This is a genomic window from Pantoea sp. T14 (assembly GCF_036663535.1).
Taxonomy (GTDB): Bacteria; Pseudomonadota; Gammaproteobacteria; order Enterobacterales; family Enterobacteriaceae; genus Pantoea; species Pantoea phytostimulans.
In genome coordinates, this window is the sequence record NZ_JAWUEB010000025.1 from 279,384 (window position 1) to 301,651 (window position 22,268).

The following is a 22,268-nucleotide window of genomic DNA, read 5'->3' on the forward strand; positions in this document are numbered from 1 at the left end:
AAAAATCATGAAGAAAACGCTATTAGGCCTGGCTGGACTGTCGTTGCTGATTGCACAAAACCTCTATGCTGCACCGTTGCGCGTGGCCGCTGATGCGGTACCGCATGCCGAAATACTGGAGTACGTTAAAACGCTCGATCCCAAACTCGATTTAAAAATCGTCGAGTTAAGCGGTGGGATCAATGCCAACGAACTGCTGGCATCGGGTGATGTGGACGCAAACTATTTCCAGCATCTGCCGTATTTAAAAGATCAGGAAAAAGCGTTGGGTAAAACGTTCGACGTGGTGGCCAGTGTGCATATCGAGCCGCTCGGCATCTATTCCCGCAAAGTAAAAAGCCTGGATGCGCTGCCAGAAGGGGCGACGATTGCCGTGCCAAACAACACCACTAACCTGAGCCGCGCATTGTGGTTATTGCAGGATAAAGGCGTGCTGCGTCTTAACGCCAGCGGTGAAGCCGGTACCACCTTGGTAACACCGAAAGATATCTCAGAAAACCCCAAGAAAATCAAAATTGTAGAGATTGAATCGCCGCAGCTGCCGCGTTCTCTTGATGATGTCGATGCGGCCATTATCAACGGCAACTACGCCTTAGAAGCGGGATTGTCACCGGCGAAAGATGCGCTGGGACTGGAATCAGCGAAGCACAATCCTTACGCCAATCTGTTGGTCACTACGCCGCAGCTGGCAAAAGATCCGCGCGTGATTGAGTTGGCAAAAGATCTGACCTCGCCGCAGGTGGCAGACTTTATCCGCAAAAACTACAACGGGTCGGTGATTCCGGTTGCGGATGCCGCGCATGATTAAAATCGAACAGGTCAGCAAATACTATACCGGCGCAGCTGCGCCGGCTTTAGCTGAAATCTCGCTGGACATTCAGGACGGTTCAATTTTTGGCATTATCGGACGAAGCGGGGCGGGTAAAAGTACTTTGTTACGTTGTTTGAATCTGCTGGAGCGTCCGTCAACCGGTTCGATAGCGATTGATGGCCAGGAGATTTCAACGCTCTCGCTTGCTCAGCTCAGACGTCAGCGCCAGCAAATGGGCATGATTTTCCAACACTTCAATTTGCTGCACTCGCGTAATGTTCACGACAACATCGATTTGCCGCTGGAGATTGCCGGACTTCCGGTAAAACAACGGCGCGCGCGCGTGGCTGCATTGTTAGAACTGGTGGGGCTGGAAAGTTTTGCTAACGCCTGGCCTTCGCAGTTGTCGGGCGGCCAGAAACAGCGTGTCGGCATCGCGCGTGCGCTGGCCGTTCAACCGCGCTATTTGCTGTGTGACGAAGCCACCAGCGCGCTGGATCCAGAAACGACCGTGACGATTCTGGATTTGCTGGCCTCTATTCAACATCAGCTCAACATCACGATTGTGCTGATCACCCATGAAATGTCGGTAGTAAAGCGGATATGTGATAGCGCAGCCTTGCTCGAAAAAGGAAGGCTGATAGAAAGCGGCACGCTGGCGCAAATCATGCAGCGTGAAGAGAGCCGTTTACGAGATTTATTACTGAAGGAAGGTGAAGCCGATCGCGCCTTCCTCGCCAAATATCTGCCTGCGGAGTTAACCCGATGCGTAGCGTAAACTGGGATCGCTTTCAGGATTTACTGCTGACAGCCAGCTATGAAACGCTCTACATGGTTTTTTTTGCCGCGCTATTTACCGTTGCCATTGGCTTGCCGGTGGGCGTACTGCTTTTCCTAACGCGACAGGATGGGATATTGCCGCATCGCGCCGTTGCCCTGACGCTGAACACGCTGGTTAACATCGGACGCGCCTTGCCATTTGTGGTGTTGTTGATTGCGCTGATCCCGGTTACCCGATTGCTGGTAGGCACCACTTTAGGCAGCACCGCCGCCATCGTGCCGATCACTTTGGGTGCGTTTCCCTTTTTTGCGCGCATTGTTGAAAATGCCTTGGATGAGGTTGATCGCGGACGCATAGAAGCGGTGATCTCAATGGGCGGCAATCTCTGGCACATCGTGAGCCGCGTCTTGTTACCTGAAGCGCTGCCTGCCTTGGTGGCGGGAATGACGCTGACCATCGTAATGCTGATTGGCTTCTCAGCCATGGCGGGTGTGGTAGGCGGCGGGGGATTAGGCGACTTAGCCATTCGCTACGGCTATCAACGCTTCGATAACCGGATCATGGCGGCGACCCTCATCGTGCTGCTGATTATGGTGCAGATCATTCAAAAACTTGGCGATCGACTAGTACGTTCATTAGCCTATCGCCGTTAAATCAGGCATTAAAAAACCCCACCGTGGTGGGGTTTCACCGCTTAATGATGATCGCGATCGGCGGGCGCAATCGGCAGCGCTAACTTATACATTTTGACCGGATACTCAACGGTCGACGCTTTGCCGCCGGTGGTGGCTGGCGTGCGGTTAATCTGTGCGGCAGGCATCCACAATGCGCCTTTGGTAATCCACATGGCATCAACCCAAACCAATCGGGGATCGCTGATAACCGTGCTGATTTTCCCTTCCGGCGTAATGCGCTTGATGCTACGCGTATTCAATTCAGAAGCGTAGATATTGCCTTCCGCGTCAATCGCTGTGCCGCCGGTCGTCCAGGTATCCACGACTTTATGCGCCTGTTTCGCCACCGTTGCGGCGGGCAGTGTGGCATCGTCAAGATAACGGGTTTCGATACGCGCCAGCGGCCCAGGAATGGCCTGGAACCACAACCATTTACCGTCAGGTGAAACCTCTAACTGATCGATACCCACGCGTTTCTCTTTGCCGCTGGGGAGATAAAGCTTTTTACCGTCGGCGTAAAGCGGCAAGTGATCAATCGCCAGAGGATGATCGTCCAGTACCCGGTGCGCCTGGCCGGTTTTTAGGTTCAACACCACCAATCCCGGCGCGCCTGGATCGGTGATATAGGCGAAATCGCCATTAAAACGAACGTCATCAAGATAGCTGGTGGCTTTCAATACGGGCGGTTTAATCACCCAGCTCGCCACGACCTGCTTCGTTTTAATGTCGATTTTGACCAGCTTGGCACCGCCAGTAACGGCTTGTGCACCGGTGCCAATGCCTTTATTCCCCGCATCCATCGCCCAGAGATAACCCTCCGGGCCAAAGCGTGCGGCATTCACGTGCAGGAAATGATGCTCAGGATCTTTCTCATCCCAGCGATTCCACGCTTCATCAGGAAACGGCGTAAGTTTACCGTTTTGACCGACTTCCACCAGTTGCGGGCCGGCGCCTTCGGATTGGGTTAACGAAGCGAATATCCGACCATCCTGACTGACAGTAACGCCATTCCAGACGTGATTAGAGGTTGCGACCTGCTGGAGTCGCGCATCTTCCTGGGTCGGTAATGTCGTGGGCAGCACATCCTGAGCAAGTACCGGCTGGCTGAGCCATAATCCGACGGTTAACACGGGCAACGCGTTGCATAGTAATCTCCGCATGGGTAAATCTCCTGTAGTTGCAGTGGGGCGTTGAGGGTTAAGAAGCCTTGTCGCAGTAAAAAACGGGTTTTTAGGCGATTACACTGGGCAGCCTTTGGCACGCAGGATGGCATTAAAGCGTTCAGGATCGGATGTGCCAGATTGATTGCTGGCACGAATTTTAGCTTCACGCAGGGCATGTGCTTCTACACGCGGCAGCAAGGTGGTGAGCTGATCGTACGGAATGGCAATCACACCGTCGGCATCACCCACAATTAAATCGCCTGGCGAAACCACTAAACCGGCGCAGCTCACCCGTGAATTGACTTCTCCTGGCCCCTCTTTCGACGGACCACGCAACGTATTACCCCGCGCCCAAACCGCAATACCGCCTTCAGCCCACTCATTCAGATCGCGTATTGCACCATCAATAACAAAACCGGCGATTTTGCGCGTTTGCGCCGAGGTGCGCATCAGGCCACCTATCAAGGCCTGCGTCAGATCGCCTGCGCCTTCGACGACAATAACGTCGCCCGGCTGCGCCATCTCAATGGCTTTGTGAATCATCAGGTTGTCGCCCGGACGCACCTTTACCGTTAATGCCGGACCGCATAGCACTAAATTCGCATCGTTATGATAGGCGGTTAGCCCCATTGCACCGGTGCTGCGACCCATACAATCACCAATGTTCGGCACCGGCAGTTTACGGAAGGCATCAACCAGGGCGGCGTCCGCTTGTGGGCCGCGTTCGCCAATGAAATAGCCAGCAGGCCAGTCGCTACGATGTGTCATGATTTACTCCTTGTTGAGAACGTGCGGATTTACACAGGCAGCCGCATTAATTTGCTGTGCATCCAGCCAGGCCAGACATTGATGCGCCGCGCTGTAGGCCACTGCATCCAGCGCCTGCGGAGTGGAACCGCCAATGTGTGGTGTGATAATCAGTTGGGGAAGTTCGCGAAACGGGTGATCGGCCGCCAGCGGTTCACTGGCCACGGTGTCCAGCGCGGCGGCCCGCAGTTGACCCTTTTTCAGTGCCTCACACAGCGCCACTTCGTCCACCAGTTCGCCACGGGCGGTATTGATCAAAATGGCACCGTGCGGCAGACGCGCCAGCGTTTGTGCATTGATCATGTTGCGCGTTTTATCATTCACCGGACAATGCAGGCTCAGCACATCAGAACAGGCCAGCAGCTGATCCAGCGTGGCGCACTGCGTCACAGCGGTTGCCCCATTTTCAGCCTTAACGCCCGGATCAAAAAAAGCCACCTGCATGCCGAGAGCTTGCGCAGCGCGGGCAACGCGGCGTCCAATCTCACCAAATCCGGCTAAACCCAGGGTTTTGCCGTGCAGCTCTTCACCGTCGCCGCTGCGTGTCCAGCGTCCGGCATTCACTTCGTGTTGAAAATAGGGCAAGCGACGCGCGGCATTGAGCATCAGCGCAAGGGTTAATTCAGCGACGGATTGCGCGTTGGTTGCGGGCGTGGTTAATACCGGAATGCCACGCTCGCTGGCGGCGGCAACATCAATATTGGTTACGCCAACTCCATGTTTGCAAATTACTTTCAGCGAAGCACAGGCGTTGATCGCTTTAGCCGTTAAATTAACGGTGCGCGAAATCACGGCATCGTAAGGCACGTTGGCCATGCGCTGTTCCACTTCCTGTGCATCGTTGGGATTGTCGAGGTAATCCACCTGACAACCCGCTTCAGCCAGCAGCGTAACGCCACCTTGGCCGAGCGCGCTGGTGGTGACCAAAAACCGATAAGCCATGTTGTCTCTCCCGAATAGATTTACCTCATCCTGGCAGCTTCAAACGATAAAAAGTATTCCCGTTTACTTATCAATATATTCCCCACGGGAATAGGTTGGGTCAGCGAAGGGCTTACGCGTCGCTTCATCGCGCTTGATGTATTGGCTAAACAGCATTGAAAGGCACTGACGACGCGAGGTCGATCGATTTGTTAAAAATTTAGCAGCGGATTCAAGCGGCTTTGATCCTGATTTTAACATCCAAATTTTTTGTGACTTTCTTCAAATAAAACCGAAGCCATAAAATCTGAGGAAAATATTTTACTCTTTTTCTCAGCAAGTTATGCGTTAGGTTAAGCATCGCCGCCAGCGAAAAACGGTTATATGACCGTTAACGCACAAGGTGGATTAAACGAATTGCACAGACTCATTCGTGCATAAATTTAACAACTTTGCATCAAATTGGTCACGTCATGAAATGTTCAAACGATCTTTTAAATGCAGTATGTCGGGTCATGGCCGTGGGGCTGTTTTTTACGTCTGGCCTCGACAAAATTTCGCACTACAGCGACAACCTGCAACAGATGGCAGACAACCAGGTGCCGGGTTTCTTCTTGCCGCTGGTGATTCTGCTTGAAGTCGGCGGAGGCGCCGCCATTGCACTGGGATTTCTTACCCGCTTTACCTCGGTCTTCATGGCGATCTTCTCCGTCGTGGCGGGGTTTCTGTTTTATCAGGGATTCAGCCATGCCCATTTGATGGTGTGGCTGAAAAACATCTCCTGCGCCGCCGCATTCCTGCTGCTTTATCTCAACGGCAGCGGCAAATGGAGCCTCGATTACCTTATCCAACGCCGCTTCGCCAGATCCTGACCAGGCGCGCTTAATTTCCCTTTCTACTTCGCAGGTGAATGTATGAAATCGCTAGCATTGCTGTGCGGCGGGCTGCTTTGTGCTGTCGCTCACGCCGCACAACCTATTACGCAAATATCAACCCTGAATCACCAACAGGCGCAACAGCTGATCGGCAAAGCCGAACAGATTATTCGCAGCCATAACCTGGGCGGTGTTGTCACCGTGGTTGATGCGGCGGGGCAAACGCTGAGTTACGACCGATTGGATGGCGCAACGCTGGCTAACAGTGAACTGGCACCGAAGAAAGCGCATGCCGCGGTTGCGTTTGGTGTGCCGACTGAAAGCTTCCAGCAAAAAGTGGTGGCCGGTAATGTCGCGCTGCTGGGCAATCCGGCGGTGGTTCCGCTGCCAGGCGGCGAGCCGGTGATCATTCAGGGCGTGCTGGTGGGTGCGATTGGTGTCAGTACGCCAGACGGCAACGTGGATGCAGAAGCAGCGAAAGGTGCCCTCAGCGTCCTGAACGCCGGATAGCGGAGATCGAAATGGACAGACGGCATTTTTTACAGCTAATGGTGGCGGCTCCGGTGATCTTGTCGATGCCGCTGAACGCCGAATTGATCGCCTCCGAGCCAGATAGCCACGTCGCGCAACTGCAACGTGTCAGTGAATTACTCACCGGACGGCGTGGCCTTGATGCCAATATTACGGCGCGGCTGGGGGCGTTACTGTGTCAGCAGGATAAAAACTTTCCGGCTCATCTTACCCGGCTGTTCTCTAACCTAACGACGTTGAAAAGCGACGATCGCGAGCGGCTGGTGGCGAGCCTGGACGATCAGGATGTTAAAACGGCGCTCAGCATCGTTTCACCTTGGTATCTCGGCTACACCGGTCAACCCTCCACCGTGAAAGCGGTGGACGATGCGCATTTCGTTACTTTTCTTTCCGCACTGATGTATGAGCCAACCCGCAATCACACCCTTCGGCCCAGCTATGCGCGTTCGGGCCAGGATTACTGGGCCGAGGTGCCGGCTGGCGTAACGGCCCCTGCGATGCCCGCCGCGATTCGTGACTGGGGCGATCGCTCGCCCGCCGCAGCGAATCACATTCGAGAGCCGGAAGCGCCGTGGTTATTAATGGTACAGGGAAAAGCCAGCACGCTGGCAGAAGCCGAAGCGATGATTGCCAAACAATAAGAACAGACAAAACCAGGAATAAAGATGCGTGAATTTGATGCTGATGTCGTGATTATCGGCTCGGGAGCCTTGGGCGCAAATGCAGCCTACCAGCTGGTTAAAGCCGGGAAATCAGTGATTATGTTAGAAGCGGGGCCGTACATTCCTCGCTGGAAAGTGGTAGAGAATTACCGCAACGGCGCCAGTAAACGCAACTGGTGTGCGCCGTATCCCAATTTGCCTTGGGCACCAAACAGCTATACCGACGGTTACGTTGAGGCACAGGGTGACGACGATTTTCAGTATGTCACCAGCACCCTGCGGGTGGCAGGCGGCAGTACACGGCATTGGGCCTCGGCCTGCTGGCGATTACTGCCCAATGATTTCAAGCTGAAAAGCGTCTATGGCGTCGGGCGTGACTGGCCTTTTGAATACAGCGAACTGGAACCCTGGTATGTAAAAGCCGAGCGCGAAGTCGGCGTGGTGGGCACCGCTGATGAAGATCAAAGCGGGCAAGGGCGCGGTCACTATCCGCCTCGATCCGCAGCCTATCCGCTGCCGCCTGAAGCCAAGCCTTATATGGTGCAGCGCATGCAGGCCAAACTTGGCCCGATGGGTTATCAGGTGATCCACGAGCCGCATGGTCGCGTTTCACGCCCTTATGATGGACGTCCCGCCTGCGCAGGGAATAACAATTGCGAACCGATCTGCCCGATTGGCGCGATGTATTCCGGCGATATGCACGTTGATAAAGCGGTGGCGCTGGGCGCGCAACTGCGTACTGAATGCGTAGCCTGGAAATTTGAGCAGGGCGCAAAAAACAGTATTGAGGCGCTGCATTATCGCAAGCCAGATGGCAGCAATACCCGATTAACCGCGAAAGTGTTTATCGTTGCGGCGCATGGCCTTGAAACGCCGAAGCTGCTGCTGATGAACGAGTTAGCCAACAGCTCCGATCAGGTTGGCCGTAATCTGATGGATCACACCGGTTTAAGCCTGACGTTTCTCGCTGATGAGCCACTGTGGACTGGGCGCGGTTCGGTGCAACACGGCACTATCGCTAATCGTCGCGATGAACCGAGCCGCGCACAGCACTCTGCTATTCGCTATTCACTGCGTAATTTAGTGCCTAACGTGGATGTCACCGCTCCGCTGCTGAAGCAAGGCTTGATGGGCAAAGCGCTGGATGACGCCATTTTTGACCGCGCCTCACGCATCATGAATATCAGCACCATGAGTGAAACCTTACCGGTTCCCACTAACCGCGTCGTGCCCAATTACGACCGCAGGGATGCCATCGGCTTGCCGATGTTAAAAGTCAATTACCAGCTCGACAGCTACGTGCGCGGCATGCGCCCTCAGGCTTACCACGATTTCGCTAACTTCCTTCAGGCATTCAACGGCGAGGTTATTGAAGCGCCAACCGGCTGGCGTAATCAGTATCACATCATGGGTACCACCATCATGGGCGACGATGCCAAAAACTCGGTGGTCAACAGCGAGTGCCGCAGCTGGGATCATCCCAATCTGTTTCTGGCCACCACCGGCGTAATGCCGACGTCGGCAACGGTCAACCCAACGCTAACAGGTATCGCGCTGGCGCTTCGCCTTGCTGATACCATTATTCGGGAGATCTGACGCGATGAAACAGGTCATCTACGCGCTTTTCCCGGTCTGTTCACTGCTTTTCAGCGCTGCCAGCCTGGCCGACGCCACGCAAACGTTGATTCAGCGCGGTGAGTATTTGGCGATTGCAGGTGATTGCTCGGCTTGCCATCACAACCCTGAAAACGGCAAACCCTTCTCCGGCGGCTTCGGCATTCAATCGCCGATGGGCATGATTTATGGTTCCAACATTACGCCGTCGAAAACCGCTGGCATTGGTCAATACAGTCTGGCGGATTTCACCCGCGTGATGCGCGAAGGTAAAGCGCCCGGCAATCATTATCTTTACCCCGCCATGCCTTATACCGCCTTTGCCGGGATGTCAGATGACGATATTCGGGCGCTCTACACCTATCTCATGAATGGCGTAGCCGCTGACGATCATCCCGCGACAAAAACCGACTTGCCCTTTCCCTTCTCATTTCGCCCGGTGATGGCGTTGTGGAATCTGATGTTCCTCGATCAGTCTGCGGTGAAAGGCAGCGATGCCGCCGCGGGCAGCGTTGATCGGGGTGAATATCTGGTGCGAACGCTGGCGCACTGTTCAACCTGCCACACGCCACGCAACGGCATGATGGCCGAACAGGGCGAACATTTTTTGGCTGGCGGCAAGGTGGGCCGCTGGACCGCGCCGAACATCACACCAGACGCAGAAGCTGGCATCGGCAGCTGGAGCGAAGCGGAGATCGTGACCTATCTGCGCACCGGCGTGTTGCACGGTAAAGCCGTAGCGGGAGGCGAAATGGGCACCGCGATTGAAAAATCCTTCTCACGCTTACAGAGCAGCGATCTGTACGCAATGGCCCGTTACCTGAAGCAGCTTCCTGCAACAGGCGGTATTAATCGGCAGCCCTTAAAACCCCCTGCCGCTACGCCTGTTTCGGCCATTGAAACAGGCATGCGTGACAGCATCGAGGATTACGTGTCGAGTCAGCAGATGAGTGGCGCACAGCTTTATAATGGCGCTTGTGCCAGCTGTCATGCCAGTGATGGACGTGGCACACGCGATGATCAACACGCTTATCCGTCGCTGGTGGGATTGTCCTCGGTGGCCGCTGACGATCCCGCCAATTTGATCATGATTATCGCTGAAGGCATCAACCGTGACATGCCTGCGGGTCATGCCTTTATGCCCGCTTTTGAACATCAGTTCACTCAGCAGGAGCTGGCGAAAGTGGCGAATTATGTTTCCGTCACGTTTGGCAATCCTCAACACGTCATTACCCTGCAACAGGTTGAAGAAACGCTTCATGGCGAGAGCGGCAGCTGGATTGTACGCCACGCCGCCGGGCTTGCCTGGATCGGGGTGGCAGGGATAGTGCTGGTGTTGTTATGGGCATTCTTTCCGCTACGCCGTCGGCGAGCATAATCTGACGGGCCGCCGCCGGGCCCCTCGTTAAGACAGGAGTTTTGTTATGACCAGAAATTTAAAACGTATCGTGAACAAAAAGTTCGCCCTTGCGCTGCTGCTCGGTGCGGGTGTGATGAGTGGCTTTGCGGCGCAGGCGACCACGACGCAAACCATTTTGACGCAAAGCGATGTGCAAAAGCTGATCGCATCCGCTCAGGAAAAAGCGCACGCATTGAATGCCAATGTCTGCATTGCGGTGCTGGATCAATCCGGTCAACTTTTGGCCTTTCAGCGCATGGACAACGCGCCCGCAGGCTGTATTGATTCTTCAATCTTAAAAGGTCGCGCCGCCGCGCTGTATCGCACCCCAACAGACAAATATATGGATCGCGCCAATGGCAAAGAACCGGCTATCGCGACATTACCGGGCGTGATCCCGCTGGGCGGCGGCTCGCCGGTGGTGTGGCAGGAAAAGACTATCGGCGCGGTGGGCGTCAGCGGATCCGCTAATCCGAATGAAATCGCCATCGCTAAAGCGGCGAGCGAGGGAATGAAGTAAAGGTTAGAAAGGGCGCAGCGAGCGGTTTTCGCCTCCGTCGCTCGCTGCCGCCTGGGCTACAACCGTTTACCGCTTTCTTTATCGAACAGATGCAAATGTGAGAGATCAATCGCCAACGACAGTTTTTCACCCGGCTGTGCGGTTATGCGGCCAGCGAGCTGGACATGCAGCGGCAAGCCTTGCCAGTCAAGATGCAGCAAACTGGATTCTCCTGTGACTTCCACCAGCTTCACGGTAGCGGGTAAGGCGGGCGAATCTGCCAGATGAAAGTGATGAGGGCGAACCCCCATCAGCACCGGTTTATCTCCCTGGTGCATGGCGGCGTCACGCCAGTTGGCGGGTAAAGGCAACCAATATTCGCCACAGGCAACGCCCGGGATCCCCTCACGAGAAACCAGCTGTGCCTCAAGCAAGTTCATGGGCGGTGAGCCGATAAAGCGTGCCACGAAGGTGTCTACTGGGCGATCGTAAATTTCCAGCGGGCTGCCCTGTTGCACAATCACACCTTCACGCATGACCACAATTTGGTCTGCCAGCGTCATCGCCTCAACCTGATCGTGCGTAACATATACCATGGTGGTCTTGAATCGCTGATGAAGGGATTTAATCTCTGCTCGCAGCTCCATGCGCAGTTGCGCATCCAGGTTAGAGAGCGGCTCATCGAACAGGAAAACCTGCGGATTACGCACCATGGCGCGACCCATCGCCACGCGTTGACGTTGACCGCCCGATAACGCGCGCGGATAACGACCCAGCAGCTTATCTATCCCGAGAATAGCGGCAATACGGGTAATTTTATCCTGTTGCTCACTGCGTTTGATCTTCTTGACCTGCATATGAAACGCCAGGTTTTCCGCCACGGTCAGATGGGGATAAAGCGCATAGCTCTGAAATACCATGGCGATATCACGATCGGCTGGATCGCGATCGTTTATCTGCTGATCATCCATCAAGATTGCGCCATCAGAGACGCTATCCAGTCCAGCCAGCAACCGCAGTAACGTTGATTTTCCGCAGCCAGACGGGCCAACCAACACCGTAAAACTGCCGTCGGGAATGGTCAGATCCAGCGGCTGTAATACCGTCTGTTTGCCGTAACGGCGGGAAACTTGTACCAGTTCAACTCTTGCCATAATCGTAGATTCCAAAAAATGTTTCGCTAACCTTTACTGCCGCCGCTCGCTAGCCCACTGACCAGCGATTTTTGTAGCACGATGGCGATCAACAACGGAGGTAATGAGGCGAGGATGCCCACCGCGGCAATCAGGCCGTCATCGGTGGCGCGCCCGGCGGTGAAACCGGCAATAGTCACCGGTAGCGTTTGTGCATCAATGCTGCTGGTGTAGAGCAGGGCATAGAAAAATTCGTCCCACGCCAGCAGCCAGCCAAACAGAGCCGACGCGCCCAGCACCGGTTTTGCTAACGGTAACGTAATGCGCAGCAAAACCTGCCAGAAGCGCAGACCATCTAACCGTGCCGCTTGCTCAATATCCTGGGGCAAGGTGTCGAACTGATTTTTCAACATCCAGGTCAGAAACGGCAGTATCAATGAGCAATAGACCAGAATCAGGCCGATATGCGTGTTCAACAGGTTGAGATGTTGCAATACAAAGTAGAGCGGCAGCACAAATGCCACCGGCGGCACCATGTAGATCGCCAAACTTGCGAACAACCAGCCGTCACGGCCAGGATAGCGTGAGAAGCTGAATGCTGCCGGGATCGCCAGTAACAGCGATACCGCCGTTGCGCCACACGCCACCAGCAGGCTGTTGAGTAGCGCGTGTAAAAAAAGCGCACCGGGCTGGTCGGGTGCCAGTGACACCAGCCGGGCGTAACGCGAGAAGTCCCAGTGACGTGGCAACCACTCCAGCGGAAGGCGCGTTAAATCGGCGGTTGAGCTGACGCTCATTAAAAACAGCCAGACCATCGGTGCGAGGATAGAGAGCGCCACCAGCAAGGCGGCTGCATAGCGCAAAACAGCGCGGATTTTACGTTTCACTGACTTTACTCCGGCGGCGCTGACGCAGCAGCATCAACATATAAATGGCGATCAGCAGGCTACACATCAACGTCATTAAAATGGCATAAGCCGCACCACTGCCAGCACGCAGATAGCTAAAAGACTCTTGATAGACAAAGAAACTCAAGGTCTTGGTGCTGTCCACCGGGCCGCCACGCGTCATCACATAAATAATGTCGAAGATTTTGAAGGCGTCGATAGTGCGCAATACCAGCGCAACACTTAGCGGCCCAGCGATAGCGGGCAGCGTAATGGCCCGAAACCGCCGCAGCGCCGATGCGCCATCCAGACGTGCAGCTTCATAAAGATCTTCAGGAATCGACTGCATTGCTGCCAACACCAGCAGCGTAACCAGCGGATAGTTTTTCCAGATATCCGCCAGCATCACGGCATTGAGCGCCGAGGTAGGCGTACCGAGCCAGCTGCGGTAATGATCCATTACGCCTAGCTGCGTAAGCAGGGCATTGATACTGCCGTAATCGGGATTGAAATTAAGTCGCCACATCATTGCATTGACGATGGTCGGCAGCGCCCACGGTAGAATCACCAGCACTCGCAAGACATTACGGCCATAAAAGCGCTGGTTGAGCAGCAGCGCGACCAGCACGCCGATCACGCCTTCAATCACCACTGAGACCACAGTGAAATAAAGCGTGCGGCCAATAGAGGCGACAAAATCGGGGTCGGTCAGTGCATATAAATAGTTATCGAAGCCAATCAGGTTAGCTGCGCCATCACTCCCGATCAGTGCCGCATCGGTGAAGCTAAGCCAGATGGTGCGGAACAGCGGCCAACCGGTGAGCAGAAACATCACCAGTAACATGGGTGCCAACAGCACCCATGCCTGACGCTGCTCACGTTGTTGCAAACTGAGCATGAAAAGTCCTTACCGAAGGCGCGACGCGCTTTGTGTCAATGCCTGCATTCCCGCTTCTGGCGTCTCCTGACCTTGCAAAACCTGCTGAAGATGCTGCTGCAGCATGTTCGAAAGGCGCGAGTAATCAGGAATAATCGGGCGCATTAACATCACGTTTAGCGCTTTGTCAGCCGCATCAATTAACGCTTCCTGGCCCTGACGCACCGCCGGATCCTGATAGGATGATTTCCAGATAGGCAGGCTCAGACGGGCATAATGGTTCTGCACCGGCTGCGAGGTCAGATAGGTTATGTAATCCCACGCCTGATCGGGATGTCCGCTGGTTTGGGTTACGCCCAAACCCATGGAACCGTTCATGGACGCCACTTCACCTGGCGCATCACCCGGTGCAGGCATGATGCCAATATCGCCAGCGACTTTACTCTGCTTCGGATCGTTGGCCAGGTTGTACATGTAAGTCCAGTTAAGCGCGAAGGCGGCATCGCCGTTGGAAAAGACCTTGCGCACATCCTCTTCCAGATACTCGTTGGAGTTTGGGTTGGTCACGCCTTTATCCAGCGAATCTTTCATAAAGGTCACGGCTTTTAAGGCGCCCGGCGCGTTAAAGGTCAGCTTGCCATCTTGATAGAAATCGCCTTTGAAGGCAGAAACCATGGTGGTGTAATCACAGACCAAGGCTTCCGCCTGTGACCAACTCCAGACCAGCGGATAGTTAACAATGCCTTTCTGTTTGAGCAGCTGCGATTGTTCCATCACCTGCTGCCAACTGTTTGGCGGCGTGGTAATCCCCGCTTTTGCCAGCATCGCTTTGTTGTAATAAAGGTATTTGGTGTCGAGGATCCACGGCATACCGTACTGCTTATCTTTCCAGGTAACGGTATTCAGGGCACCGGTAAAAATCTTGTTTTTGACATCTGGCGTGAAGTGGCTGGAGACATCTTTCAACAGGTTAAAACGGTTAAATTCCGCTGGCCACATATCGTCGAATAACACCACGTCATAGCCGTTGCTGCCCGCGCCACGCGCGGCAACGATCTTGTCATGTAGCGCTTCGTACGGGACAAATTCAAGATTGATCGTTACATCAGGATGCGCCTTTTCATAATCGGCGGTCATGGCGCGAATATCGCTTTCGCTGTAAGCAGACTGTGACATAAACAGTGCGCTTAATTCCGTTTTGGCGTTGGCATAGCCGGAAATCAGCAGCGCGGCCAGACATCCGCTGAGCTGCAGGGTGACGCGTCTTTTCATTCTGACACTCCAAAAACAGGTGAAATAATGGCTGATGCAGGTGAACGCCATCAGCCCAGGCCGCGCTATGGTGCGCGATTATGGTTTTACGAGCGTTTAACGGGTTCCCTGATCGTTGGCAGTAATGCCGCTCCCAGCGCGCCCGCCGCATCGCCGAGAGAAGATGAAATAATCTGTGGAGAGAGGTGGTAGCCGCTGGCGCGTTGCAGAGCCGTATCTAAACTCGGGCGAAACAGCGGCAGCAAACGCGCAGCGCTGCCGCTAAGCACGGTAAGATCGGGGCCATAAAGTGCCAGCAGGGTGGATAGCCCTCGTCCCACGCGGCCACCGTACTCGCTTAAAATTGCGGCTACGCGAGGATCGTCCGCGCTAAGTGCATCAAGTCGCTTAACAGTGAGTTGTGGCCAGTGAAGATTTGGCAGCAGTTGCAGCAAAGCCTGTTGTAGCCAACCGCGTGACGCCTCCGTTTCCCAACACCCCGTGACGCCGCAGTAACAGCGATGCGTGCTGCCTGAGACAGGAATATGACCCGCTTCAGGATGGCGGCCATCGATTGTGCGAAACGGCTGGCCCTTATCCAGTAACGCCACGCCAATACCGGTGCCGAGTGTGACCATCAACATGCGCTGACTTCCCACACCCGCCCCGGCGTGAAACTCGCCCAGTGCCGCAACCACCGCGTCGTTATCGATGGCGGCAGGCACGTTTAAACGCTGCTGCAGCTCGTCGAGCAGCGGAAAAAATGAGAAACAGGCCAGCGTGTCACTGTTTTCAATCACACCGCTGCGGTTATTAACCGGTCCACTGGCACCGATGCCCAGCGAAATAATCTGCCCGTCCGCCGGACAGAGCTGCCGCAACCGACTGACCAGTTCATCGCTGCGTCTGGATTGCGGGATCGCATCAAACTCTGCGGTAGGCACCGTTAACGCCGCCACCTCGCGCAGACCCTCCAGCAGGATGAATCGTGTGCCGGTGCCGCCCATATCAATGCCTGCGCGCAGCAGGCGAGCAGAATTGGTCATAACGTTACCGTTATTTTTTTACCGTAGAGGAATTCGCCGGGCACCATGCCGTTGCCGCGTGCCAGCGCGACGGTCAGGTGCTGCACAAAGAGCATGGCGCACACTAAACGCAGCAGCTCATCGTCAGGCGTTTCCAGCAGTTCACTGCCTGCGTAAGCGCGTGGACCGACAGTGACCACGTGCGTGCCGTTGCGCTGCAAATCTTCAGCTAACTGAATCAGCGTTGGTTCGCTGCCATTACCAAACAGCAGGGCAGTCATCTGCTTGCCGGAGGTTTCCATCGGACCATGCCGGAACTCGCCGCCGATAAAGCCTTCTGCACTGACTTTTGACGATTCTTTGGTGATCAGCGCACCGGTCATGGCGGTTGCCGCATCGGCACCGATACCAATCATGGCCAAACGTGGCTGAGTACGCAGAAAGAAAGGGGTCACGATCGGCTGGATTTGCGCCTGTTGACTCACCCGCTCAGCAATATTGTTTAGATGCGCAGCCACTTTGTCTGTTAGCGGCTGCTCCGCTTCGCCCGTCAGAGCGGCGAGGATGCGATAGCTGGCGACCAGCGTGTTGAGGTAACTTTTCGCGCTGACGGTGGCTTCATCGCCACTGCGCAACTCCACCAAAATGTCAGCGCGCTGAGCCAGCGTACTGGTGATGTCGTTGGTTACTGAAATCAGCGTCAGCGGTTTCGTGATGATATCCAGCAGCTTAACCACTTCACCACTCATACCCGATTGCGATGTCATCCACAGCAGCGTGTTGGCGGTTATCAGATCGGGCATATCCAGCAGGCGGCCGGCATCAATGCGCCATACCGGTAAACCGCGCGCAATTAATGCGCGTTCAATGGGGATCAAGGCGTAATCAGATGAGCCCATGCCAGCCAATACAATTCGGTCATAGCGATGCAGGTCAAGCTGGTGAAGCTCAGCGGGTAGCGGGTAATTGAGCTGATCGCGCAGCGCGTCCGGTTGCTGAAGAATATCTTTTTCGTATTCACTCAGAGTGGTCATACGTCATTCCTGGTTAATGAGACAGGAGACAACATACATTGCACGAATTCGTGCAGTCAATGCCTGTTTTCAAGCGAAAAACTTATGGCTATGAAAAAATAGCCGCTGGCAGGCGTCAGGAGTACGGAGCGTAGTGACGTGAAAGTTAAAAACAGGCATGATATGCACGAATGTGTGTATTTAATGGAGTGAACAGGTGACAGCGGCTGAGCGACGTAACCAGATTCTTGCAATGATCAACGAGAAGGGATATCTCAACGCCGGTGAACTGTCGGCGCAATTTGGGGTTGATAGCTCTACTATTCGCCGCGATCTTTCACGGTTGGAACAGAGTGGACAAGTGATGCGCACGCACGGTGGTTTGCTGCCTGTGGCTTCATCCAGCCATGCGGACACGCCCTACAGTGTGCGGCGGCAAATGAATGGCGAGGCAAAAAGCGCTATTGGTCATTACGCTGCCAGCCTGGTTCAGGATGGTCAGTCGTTGATTTTGGATAACGGTTCCAGCGTATACGAACTTGCGCTGGCGTTAAAAGAGAAGAAGAACCTGACGGTATTGACCAACGATATTTATACCGCGTTTACGCTTAGCCAATATCCAGACATTACGTTACACGTTGCCGGCGGATTGATGCTGGACAACGTCTATACGCTGGTTGGACAGGACACGATCAGTAAAATCGACAGCATGCATGTTGACTGGGCATTTTTGGGTGCCGAAGGCGTGCACTATGAACGTGGCTTGACCAATATTAACACCGTGGAAATTCCGGTGAAGCAGGCGATGATCCGTGCGGCAGAGCAGACCGTGGTGTTGGCTGACAGCAGCAAGATCGGCTACCGCGCGCTTTCGCATGTTTGTGACTTACAAGGCATTGATCACATCATTACCGATAACAGCCAGCCGATTAAACAGCGCGCGCAATACGGTGAAAAACTGCACATCGTTGACATCTCATCACGCTAAAATCACACCGAGCCGCGCCGCCTCATGAAGAATGGCGGGTGATTGTCTACGCTTAAATATCAAGCGTCAGAAAAGAGCGGAGGTAAGATGTCACGTGTACGCGCAGTCGATCATATTGTGTTATCGGTCAGCGATTTTGCTTCGTCACAACACTTCTATCACGGATTAATGACCTTCCTGGGTTTTGAGGTGCTGGATAAAAAGCCACAGGCGATGGGATGGAGCGACGGAACGACCCGATTGTGGATCTATCAGGCTGATGAACCGGGCTTGAAAAATCCCTATCGCCGGGGTAATCCCGGTTTTCATCACTATGCCTGGTCTCTTAATAGCCGTCAGGATGTTGATCAGTTACAGACGTGGCTGGAGCAGAATAATGTCACCATTGTTGATGCCGCCGGTGAATATTATCCCGATTATTACGCGGTGTTTTTTCTCGATCCAGACGGCATGAAACTGGAAGGCATGCATTACGGGGAATGATGATGACAGGCCATGGGCGTCGTGATATTCCAGGCAACGTCACAACAGCGCCGGGCAAAGCGACTCTGCTTCCCGGCGACGAAACGGTTACAAATATCAAACGCTAAACTGATTCAGCGGCTTTTCCAGCCCCAGCGTATCGCGCAACGTGCCGTCGGGATACGCTTTGCGGAACACGCCAGCCTGTTGCAAGCGTGGCACCACTTCCTCCAAAAACAGATCGCCTGAACTATTCAGATAGGTCGGTAATATGACAAAGCCATCGCAGGCTTTGGAATGATACCAGTCGATCATCATCGCGGCGATATCATCGGGTGTGCCTACCGGCGAAGGGAAAGAAAGGCTTTCTGCGTAGCGTCGCGCCATTTCTCCCAGTGTTAATCCTTCTTCAATCGCCTGAGCGATAACATACTGAAAACGGCCTTTGCTGCCGGTGATATGGTCGCGCAAATCTGGCATCGGTGCGTCGGCAGGATACTGCGAGAGATCAATGTTCATGCTGGCAGAGACGAAGCTCAGTCCCGACTCGGTGGTGATCAGCGATTTTAAATATCGATCCAACTCTTCCGCTTCACGGCGCGTTTCGCCAACCACTGGAACCATGCCCGGCAAGATGCGCAATTGATCGGGCTGACGTCCCGCTGTCTGCGCTTTCTCTTTCAGTGTGGCGTAAAACTGTTGGGCGCGCTCGCGGGTTGGCTGCACCACAAACAACACTTCAGCCTGTTTTGCTGCCAGCTCAGTGAAAGCTTCTGATACCCCCGCCTGAATCAACACCGGATGTCCCTGCGGTGGGCGGGGTACATTCAGCGGGCCGCGCACATCAAACGCGTCGCTGTGGTGATTGATATAGTGAAAGCTTTCAGGTGAAGCGAACTGTGCATTCTCTTTATCAATGATGATCGCATCTTCTTCAAAGCTGTCCCACAACGCTTTCATCAGCGCAATATACTCTTCTGCGCGCGCGTAACGCTCCGCGTGAGAATAGTGCTTTTCCCTGCCGAAATTACGCGCTTCGGTATCACTTAACGAAGTAACGACGTTCCAGGCGGCGCGGCCTCCGCTGATATGATCAATATTCGCCAGCATTCTGGCGGTGCTGTAAGGCACGGAATAGGAGGATGAAACTGTGCCGCCTAAGCCGATGCGGTCAGTAACAGCCGCCAGCGCTGCCAGCAGCGTCAAGGGCTCGGCCCAGCCTACCTGACGACTGTGAACGGTTTTGCTCAGATCGCCGCCGTAGATATCATCGATCGCCAGCTTGTCGGCGACAAAAATCATATCTAGCTTCGCCGCTTCAGCGCGCTGTGCCACGGTGCGATAGAGTGGCCAGTTGGTGCCGCCGCTCGCGAGGGCATCCGGGTGACGCCAGCCGCCTTGGTGAATACCGGCATCCAGATAAAGCGCCAAATTCATCATGCTGATTTTCCTTATTGCTGGGCAAAAAAGCTGGCATCAATTAACTGATCGGCCTTAAGGCCGGGCTTAATCAACCCTGTGCGCGTAAACGTGTCAATGGCGTTTTGCTGCTGGCTGCGCACAGTGGCGATGTCACTGATGGGCGCATTATTTTCTCGTTGCACTTTACTCAATGCTACGTTTTCAGGCAGTCGCAGCACCTTAGCGATTCCCGCCGCATACTGTTCAGGATGAGCAACACCCCATTCACGGGCGAGAACCAGTCGCTGACGAAAATCCTGCAGTAAGTCTCGTTTGTCGGCAATCGCGGTATCAGTCGCGACTAAATAGTTAGATACAGGGAAGGCGCGTCCATCCACCGCGATCTGGTCGCCAGATTGCGCGACGGCGAAGGAAACATAGGGTTCCCAACTGGCAACGGCATCAACTGCGCCGCTATCTAGCGCCAGCGTGGCTTCTGCCGGCGTAGTGAAAATAAATGAAACCGAGTCAGCAGGAATGTTTGCCTGCTTCAAGGCATTAAGCACCAGGTTCTGCCCGGAAGATCCTTTGACGGTAGCGATTTTTTTACCTTTTAAATCAGCAGCATTTTTTATCCCGCTCCTTTTTTTCACAATGATGGCATTGCCCAGATACTGTGATGCCTGAATAGCTTTGATCTCTGCGCCAGCCGCCGCCGCAAAGGAAAGCGGGCCATCTCCCACCAAGCCTGCATCCAGGTGGTTGGAATTAAGCGACTCCAGCAAGGGCGCAGCATTCGGGAATTCATACCAGCTCAGCTTATACGGGAGGTTTTCCAACTGGCCTGCGGCTTCCATGACGGCGCGAGCATTCCCTTTTTGGTCGCCAACAATCAATTCGGCAGACATCGCAGAAGTTGAGAGTAGCGCTAACATCAGTGACAGCGATAAATAACGGATCTTCATGACTCTTTCCCTGTAAAAAGAACTCAGGTTAATTTTTCCGCTATCCCCAGGCTAATAAATGATCCCGCTAAGGTTATGCGCAGGGTGAAATAGCCGCTATAGAGTGGCCTGATAGGTGCGGTAAGTTCGCCTGGGGAAAAACATCTTTCGTTGTTGCGACCTTTCATCGCATTTCTCTTTTTTATCTCCGGCGCTCCCGACGCGCTAACGCTATGCTGCTGTCAGTACGTCGATTTTTTTCATTGGCGTTACGCATGTGGGAAAACGCCTCCCCATCTTCAGCTGAACATCACGAGGACACGATTCATGAAAGATCGAAATTTTGGACGGACCGGACAACGCGTTTCTGAAATTGGATTTGGCGCATGGGCTATTGGGGGAACGTGGGGCGAAGTCTCTCATGAAGATGCAAAAAGCGCGCTGCATGCAGCTTTAGATGCGGGCATGACCTTTATCGATACCGCGGATGTGTATGGCGATGGCCGCTCTGAAAAAATCATTGCTGAAGTCCTGAACGAACGTGGCGGCAAGCGTCCGTTTGTGGCGACCAAACTCGGGCGACGTCTTTCTCCGCATGTTGCCGAAGGTTATACAGAGAGCAACCTGCAGGCGTTCGTCGAGCGCTCTTTGAATAATCTGCAAGTCGATTCGTTAGACCTTGTTCAACTGCATTGTCCTCCGACTGAAATCTATTACACGCCGGAGGTCTTTGACGTCATGGATAAGCTGGTGGCAGCGGGAAAAATTCGCAGCTACGGTGTTTCCGTTGAGAAAGTTGAAGAAGGATTGAAGGCCATCGACTATCCCAACGTTTCGTCAGTTCAGATTATTTATAATATTTTCAGGCAGCGTCCGGCTGAACTTTTCTTCCGTGAAACGCGTAAGCGTAATGTTGCGGTGATTGCTCGCGTGCCGCTGGCATCAGGTTTATTAACGGGAAAAATGAACGCGAATACGGCTTTTTCCGCAGACGATCACCGGGCGTTTAACCGCAATGGCGAAGCGTTTGACAAGGGAGAAACCTTTTCTGGGGTGCCTTATGACGTAGCGTTGGATGCTGTAGAGGATATTCGTAAGTTAGTGAAAGGCGATGTCACCATGGCGATGTTTGCGCTTCGCTGGATATTGATGGATGACGCGGTCAGTGTTGTGATCCCCGGCGCAAAAAATCCGACTCAGGCTGAGGCCAACGCGCAGGCCAGCAATCTTGCCCCGCTGGATCAGGAAACAATGACAGCCCTTAAAACGCTGTATCAGCAAAAGATCGCCCCTTGGGTACATCAGCGCTGGTAATCACTGAATTAATTTGAAAAATGGCTCGGAACAACACCACCGAGCCATTTTCTACGCACTGCTGTTGCTGAACAGTGTTAATCCGACCCGCTGTCGATGGCAGAGATTACGTCGCTTTAACCCCTAATGAAATGCGCCAGAAGCCTGTTTAAAATTGAATATTTGTAGGCTGGCAGGTGCGTTAGTTTTAATTTTCGCGTGGTTTGTCGGGGCATTAATGTGTTGCCTGACAAGTC

General features: G+C 54.1%; 23 protein-coding genes. 12 read left to right on the top strand and 11 right to left on the bottom strand.

The features are described 5' to 3' along the window. The first annotated feature begins 7 nt into the window (after window positions 1-7). The 3 genes from SC127_RS14145 to SC127_RS14155 are packed head-to-tail and all read left to right on the top strand — an operon-like array spanning window position 8 to window position 2,245. A complete protein-coding gene (locus SC127_RS14145) occupies window positions 8-808 on the top strand; it encodes a MetQ/NlpA family ABC transporter substrate-binding protein (RefSeq protein ID WP_243079237.1) in 801 nt (266 codons plus the stop codon). Then, window positions 801-1,589 carry a methionine ABC transporter ATP-binding protein gene (locus SC127_RS14150; protein ID WP_243079236.1) on the top strand — a complete coding sequence of 263 codons (789 nt, stop codon included), beginning with the start codon at window positions 801-803 and terminating at the stop codon, window positions 1,587-1,589. Before SC127_RS14145 ends, SC127_RS14150 begins: the two co-directional genes overlap by 8 nt. Further along, window positions 1,577-2,245, top strand: a complete 669-nt coding sequence (locus SC127_RS14155) for a methionine ABC transporter permease (protein WP_243079235.1) — start codon at window positions 1,577-1,579, stop codon at window positions 2,243-2,245. The genes SC127_RS14150 and SC127_RS14155 overlap by 13 nt, the downstream gene beginning before the upstream one ends. A gap of 41 nt (window positions 2,246-2,286) precedes the next feature. Here SC127_RS14155 and SC127_RS14160 read toward each other — a convergent pair whose 3' ends face one another. From SC127_RS14160 to SC127_RS14170, 3 genes are all read right to left on the bottom strand, one after another. Further along, window positions 2,287-3,426 carry a major royal jelly family protein gene (locus SC127_RS14160; protein WP_243079234.1) on the bottom strand — a complete coding sequence of 380 codons (1,140 nt, stop codon included), beginning with the start codon at window positions 3,424-3,426 and terminating at the stop codon, window positions 2,287-2,289. 78 nt (window positions 3,427-3,504) lie between these two features. Continuing rightward, window positions 3,505-4,197 (bottom strand): RraA family protein, encoded by a 693-nt coding sequence (locus SC127_RS14165; protein ID WP_243079233.1) that lies wholly within the window; start codon window positions 4,195-4,197, stop codon window positions 3,505-3,507. A 3-nt stretch (window positions 4,198-4,200) separates the two neighbouring features. Next, window positions 4,201-5,178 (bottom strand): hydroxyacid dehydrogenase, encoded by a 978-nt coding sequence (locus SC127_RS14170; protein WP_243079232.1) that lies wholly within the window; start codon window positions 5,176-5,178, stop codon window positions 4,201-4,203. 452 nt (window positions 5,179-5,630) lie between these two features. Here SC127_RS14170 and SC127_RS14175 point away from each other — a divergent pair, with 452 nt between their 5' ends. Genes SC127_RS14175 through SC127_RS14200 form a run of 6 tightly spaced genes read left to right on the top strand, consistent with a single transcriptional unit; the run spans window position 5,631 to window position 10,758 of the window. Continuing rightward, window positions 5,631-6,029, top strand: coding sequence for a DoxX family protein (locus SC127_RS14175; RefSeq protein WP_215848588.1), 399 nt, complete (start codon window positions 5,631-5,633; stop codon window positions 6,027-6,029). A gap of 42 nt (window positions 6,030-6,071) precedes the next feature. Next, window positions 6,072-6,542 (top strand): GlcG/HbpS family heme-binding protein, encoded by a 471-nt coding sequence (locus SC127_RS14180; RefSeq protein WP_215848589.1) that lies wholly within the window; start codon window positions 6,072-6,074, stop codon window positions 6,540-6,542. 11 nt (window positions 6,543-6,553) lie between these two features. Further along, window positions 6,554-7,204, top strand: coding sequence for a sorbitol dehydrogenase family protein (locus tag SC127_RS14185; protein ID WP_243079230.1), 651 nt, complete (start codon window positions 6,554-6,556; stop codon window positions 7,202-7,204). A 24-nt stretch (window positions 7,205-7,228) separates the two neighbouring features. Next, window positions 7,229-8,821 carry a GMC family oxidoreductase gene (locus SC127_RS14190; protein WP_332626962.1) on the top strand — a complete coding sequence of 531 codons (1,593 nt, stop codon included), beginning with the start codon at window positions 7,229-7,231 and terminating at the stop codon, window positions 8,819-8,821. Window positions 8,822-8,825: 4 nt separating this feature from the next. Further along, a complete protein-coding gene (locus SC127_RS14195) occupies window positions 8,826-10,217 on the top strand; it encodes a c-type cytochrome (RefSeq protein WP_332626963.1) in 1,392 nt (463 codons plus the stop codon). A gap of 46 nt (window positions 10,218-10,263) precedes the next feature. Further along, window positions 10,264-10,758: a GlcG/HbpS family heme-binding protein gene (locus SC127_RS14200; protein WP_326484348.1), complete on the top strand. Its 495-nt coding sequence runs from the start codon at window positions 10,264-10,266 to the stop codon at window positions 10,756-10,758. A 56-nt stretch (window positions 10,759-10,814) separates the two neighbouring features. Here the strand turns inward: SC127_RS14200 and SC127_RS14205 are convergent, their stop codons facing one another. From SC127_RS14205 to SC127_RS14230, 6 genes are all read right to left on the bottom strand, one after another. After that, window positions 10,815-11,891, bottom strand: coding sequence for an ABC transporter ATP-binding protein (locus SC127_RS14205; RefSeq protein ID WP_215848594.1), 1,077 nt, complete (start codon window positions 11,889-11,891; stop codon window positions 10,815-10,817). 26 nt (window positions 11,892-11,917) lie between these two features. After that, window positions 11,918-12,757: a carbohydrate ABC transporter permease gene (locus tag SC127_RS14210; RefSeq protein WP_332626964.1), complete on the bottom strand. Its 840-nt coding sequence runs from the start codon at window positions 12,755-12,757 to the stop codon at window positions 11,918-11,920. Then, entirely contained in the window at window positions 12,747-13,655 is a 909-nt protein-coding gene (locus tag SC127_RS14215) for a carbohydrate ABC transporter permease (RefSeq protein WP_215848595.1), read from the bottom strand. The genes SC127_RS14210 and SC127_RS14215 overlap by 11 nt, the downstream gene beginning before the upstream one ends. A 9-nt stretch (window positions 13,656-13,664) precedes the next feature. Next, entirely contained in the window at window positions 13,665-14,906 is a 1,242-nt protein-coding gene (locus tag SC127_RS14220) for an extracellular solute-binding protein (RefSeq protein WP_215848596.1), read from the bottom strand. Window positions 14,907-14,992: 86 nt separating this feature from the next. Further along, complete coding sequence (locus SC127_RS14225; RefSeq protein ID WP_332626965.1) at window positions 14,993-15,931, bottom strand: ROK family protein; 939 nt, start codon at window positions 15,929-15,931, stop codon at window positions 14,993-14,995. Further along, entirely contained in the window at window positions 15,928-16,944 is a 1,017-nt protein-coding gene (locus tag SC127_RS14230) for an SIS domain-containing protein (RefSeq protein ID WP_243079224.1), read from the bottom strand. Before SC127_RS14230 ends, SC127_RS14225 begins: the two co-directional genes overlap by 4 nt. 196 nt (window positions 16,945-17,140) lie before the next feature. Between SC127_RS14230 and SC127_RS14235 the strand changes: the two genes are divergently transcribed. Continuing rightward, window positions 17,141-17,911 (top strand): DeoR/GlpR family DNA-binding transcription regulator, encoded by a 771-nt coding sequence (locus SC127_RS14235; RefSeq protein WP_215848599.1) that lies wholly within the window; start codon window positions 17,141-17,143, stop codon window positions 17,909-17,911. An 87-nt stretch (window positions 17,912-17,998) separates the two neighbouring features. After that, window positions 17,999-18,394: a VOC family protein gene (locus tag SC127_RS14240; RefSeq protein ID WP_243079223.1), complete on the top strand. Its 396-nt coding sequence runs from the start codon at window positions 17,999-18,001 to the stop codon at window positions 18,392-18,394. A gap of 96 nt (window positions 18,395-18,490) precedes the next feature. Here SC127_RS14240 and SC127_RS14245 read toward each other — a convergent pair whose 3' ends face one another. Beyond that, the gene (locus SC127_RS14245; protein ID WP_332626966.1) at window positions 18,491-19,813 is read right to left on the bottom strand and encodes an NtaA/DmoA family FMN-dependent monooxygenase; all 1,323 of its coding nucleotides are present in this window, start codon (window positions 19,811-19,813) and stop codon (window positions 18,491-18,493) included. A gap of 11 nt (window positions 19,814-19,824) precedes the next feature. Continuing rightward, window positions 19,825-20,739 carry an aliphatic sulfonate ABC transporter substrate-binding protein gene (locus SC127_RS14250; protein ID WP_332626967.1) on the bottom strand — a complete coding sequence of 305 codons (915 nt, stop codon included), beginning with the start codon at window positions 20,737-20,739 and terminating at the stop codon, window positions 19,825-19,827. Between the two features lie 306 nt (window positions 20,740-21,045). Between SC127_RS14250 and SC127_RS14255 the strand changes: the two genes are divergently transcribed. Beyond that, window positions 21,046-22,032 (top strand): aldo/keto reductase, encoded by a 987-nt coding sequence (locus SC127_RS14255; RefSeq protein WP_332626968.1) that lies wholly within the window; start codon window positions 21,046-21,048, stop codon window positions 22,030-22,032. Window positions 22,033-22,268 lie beyond the last annotated feature (236 nt).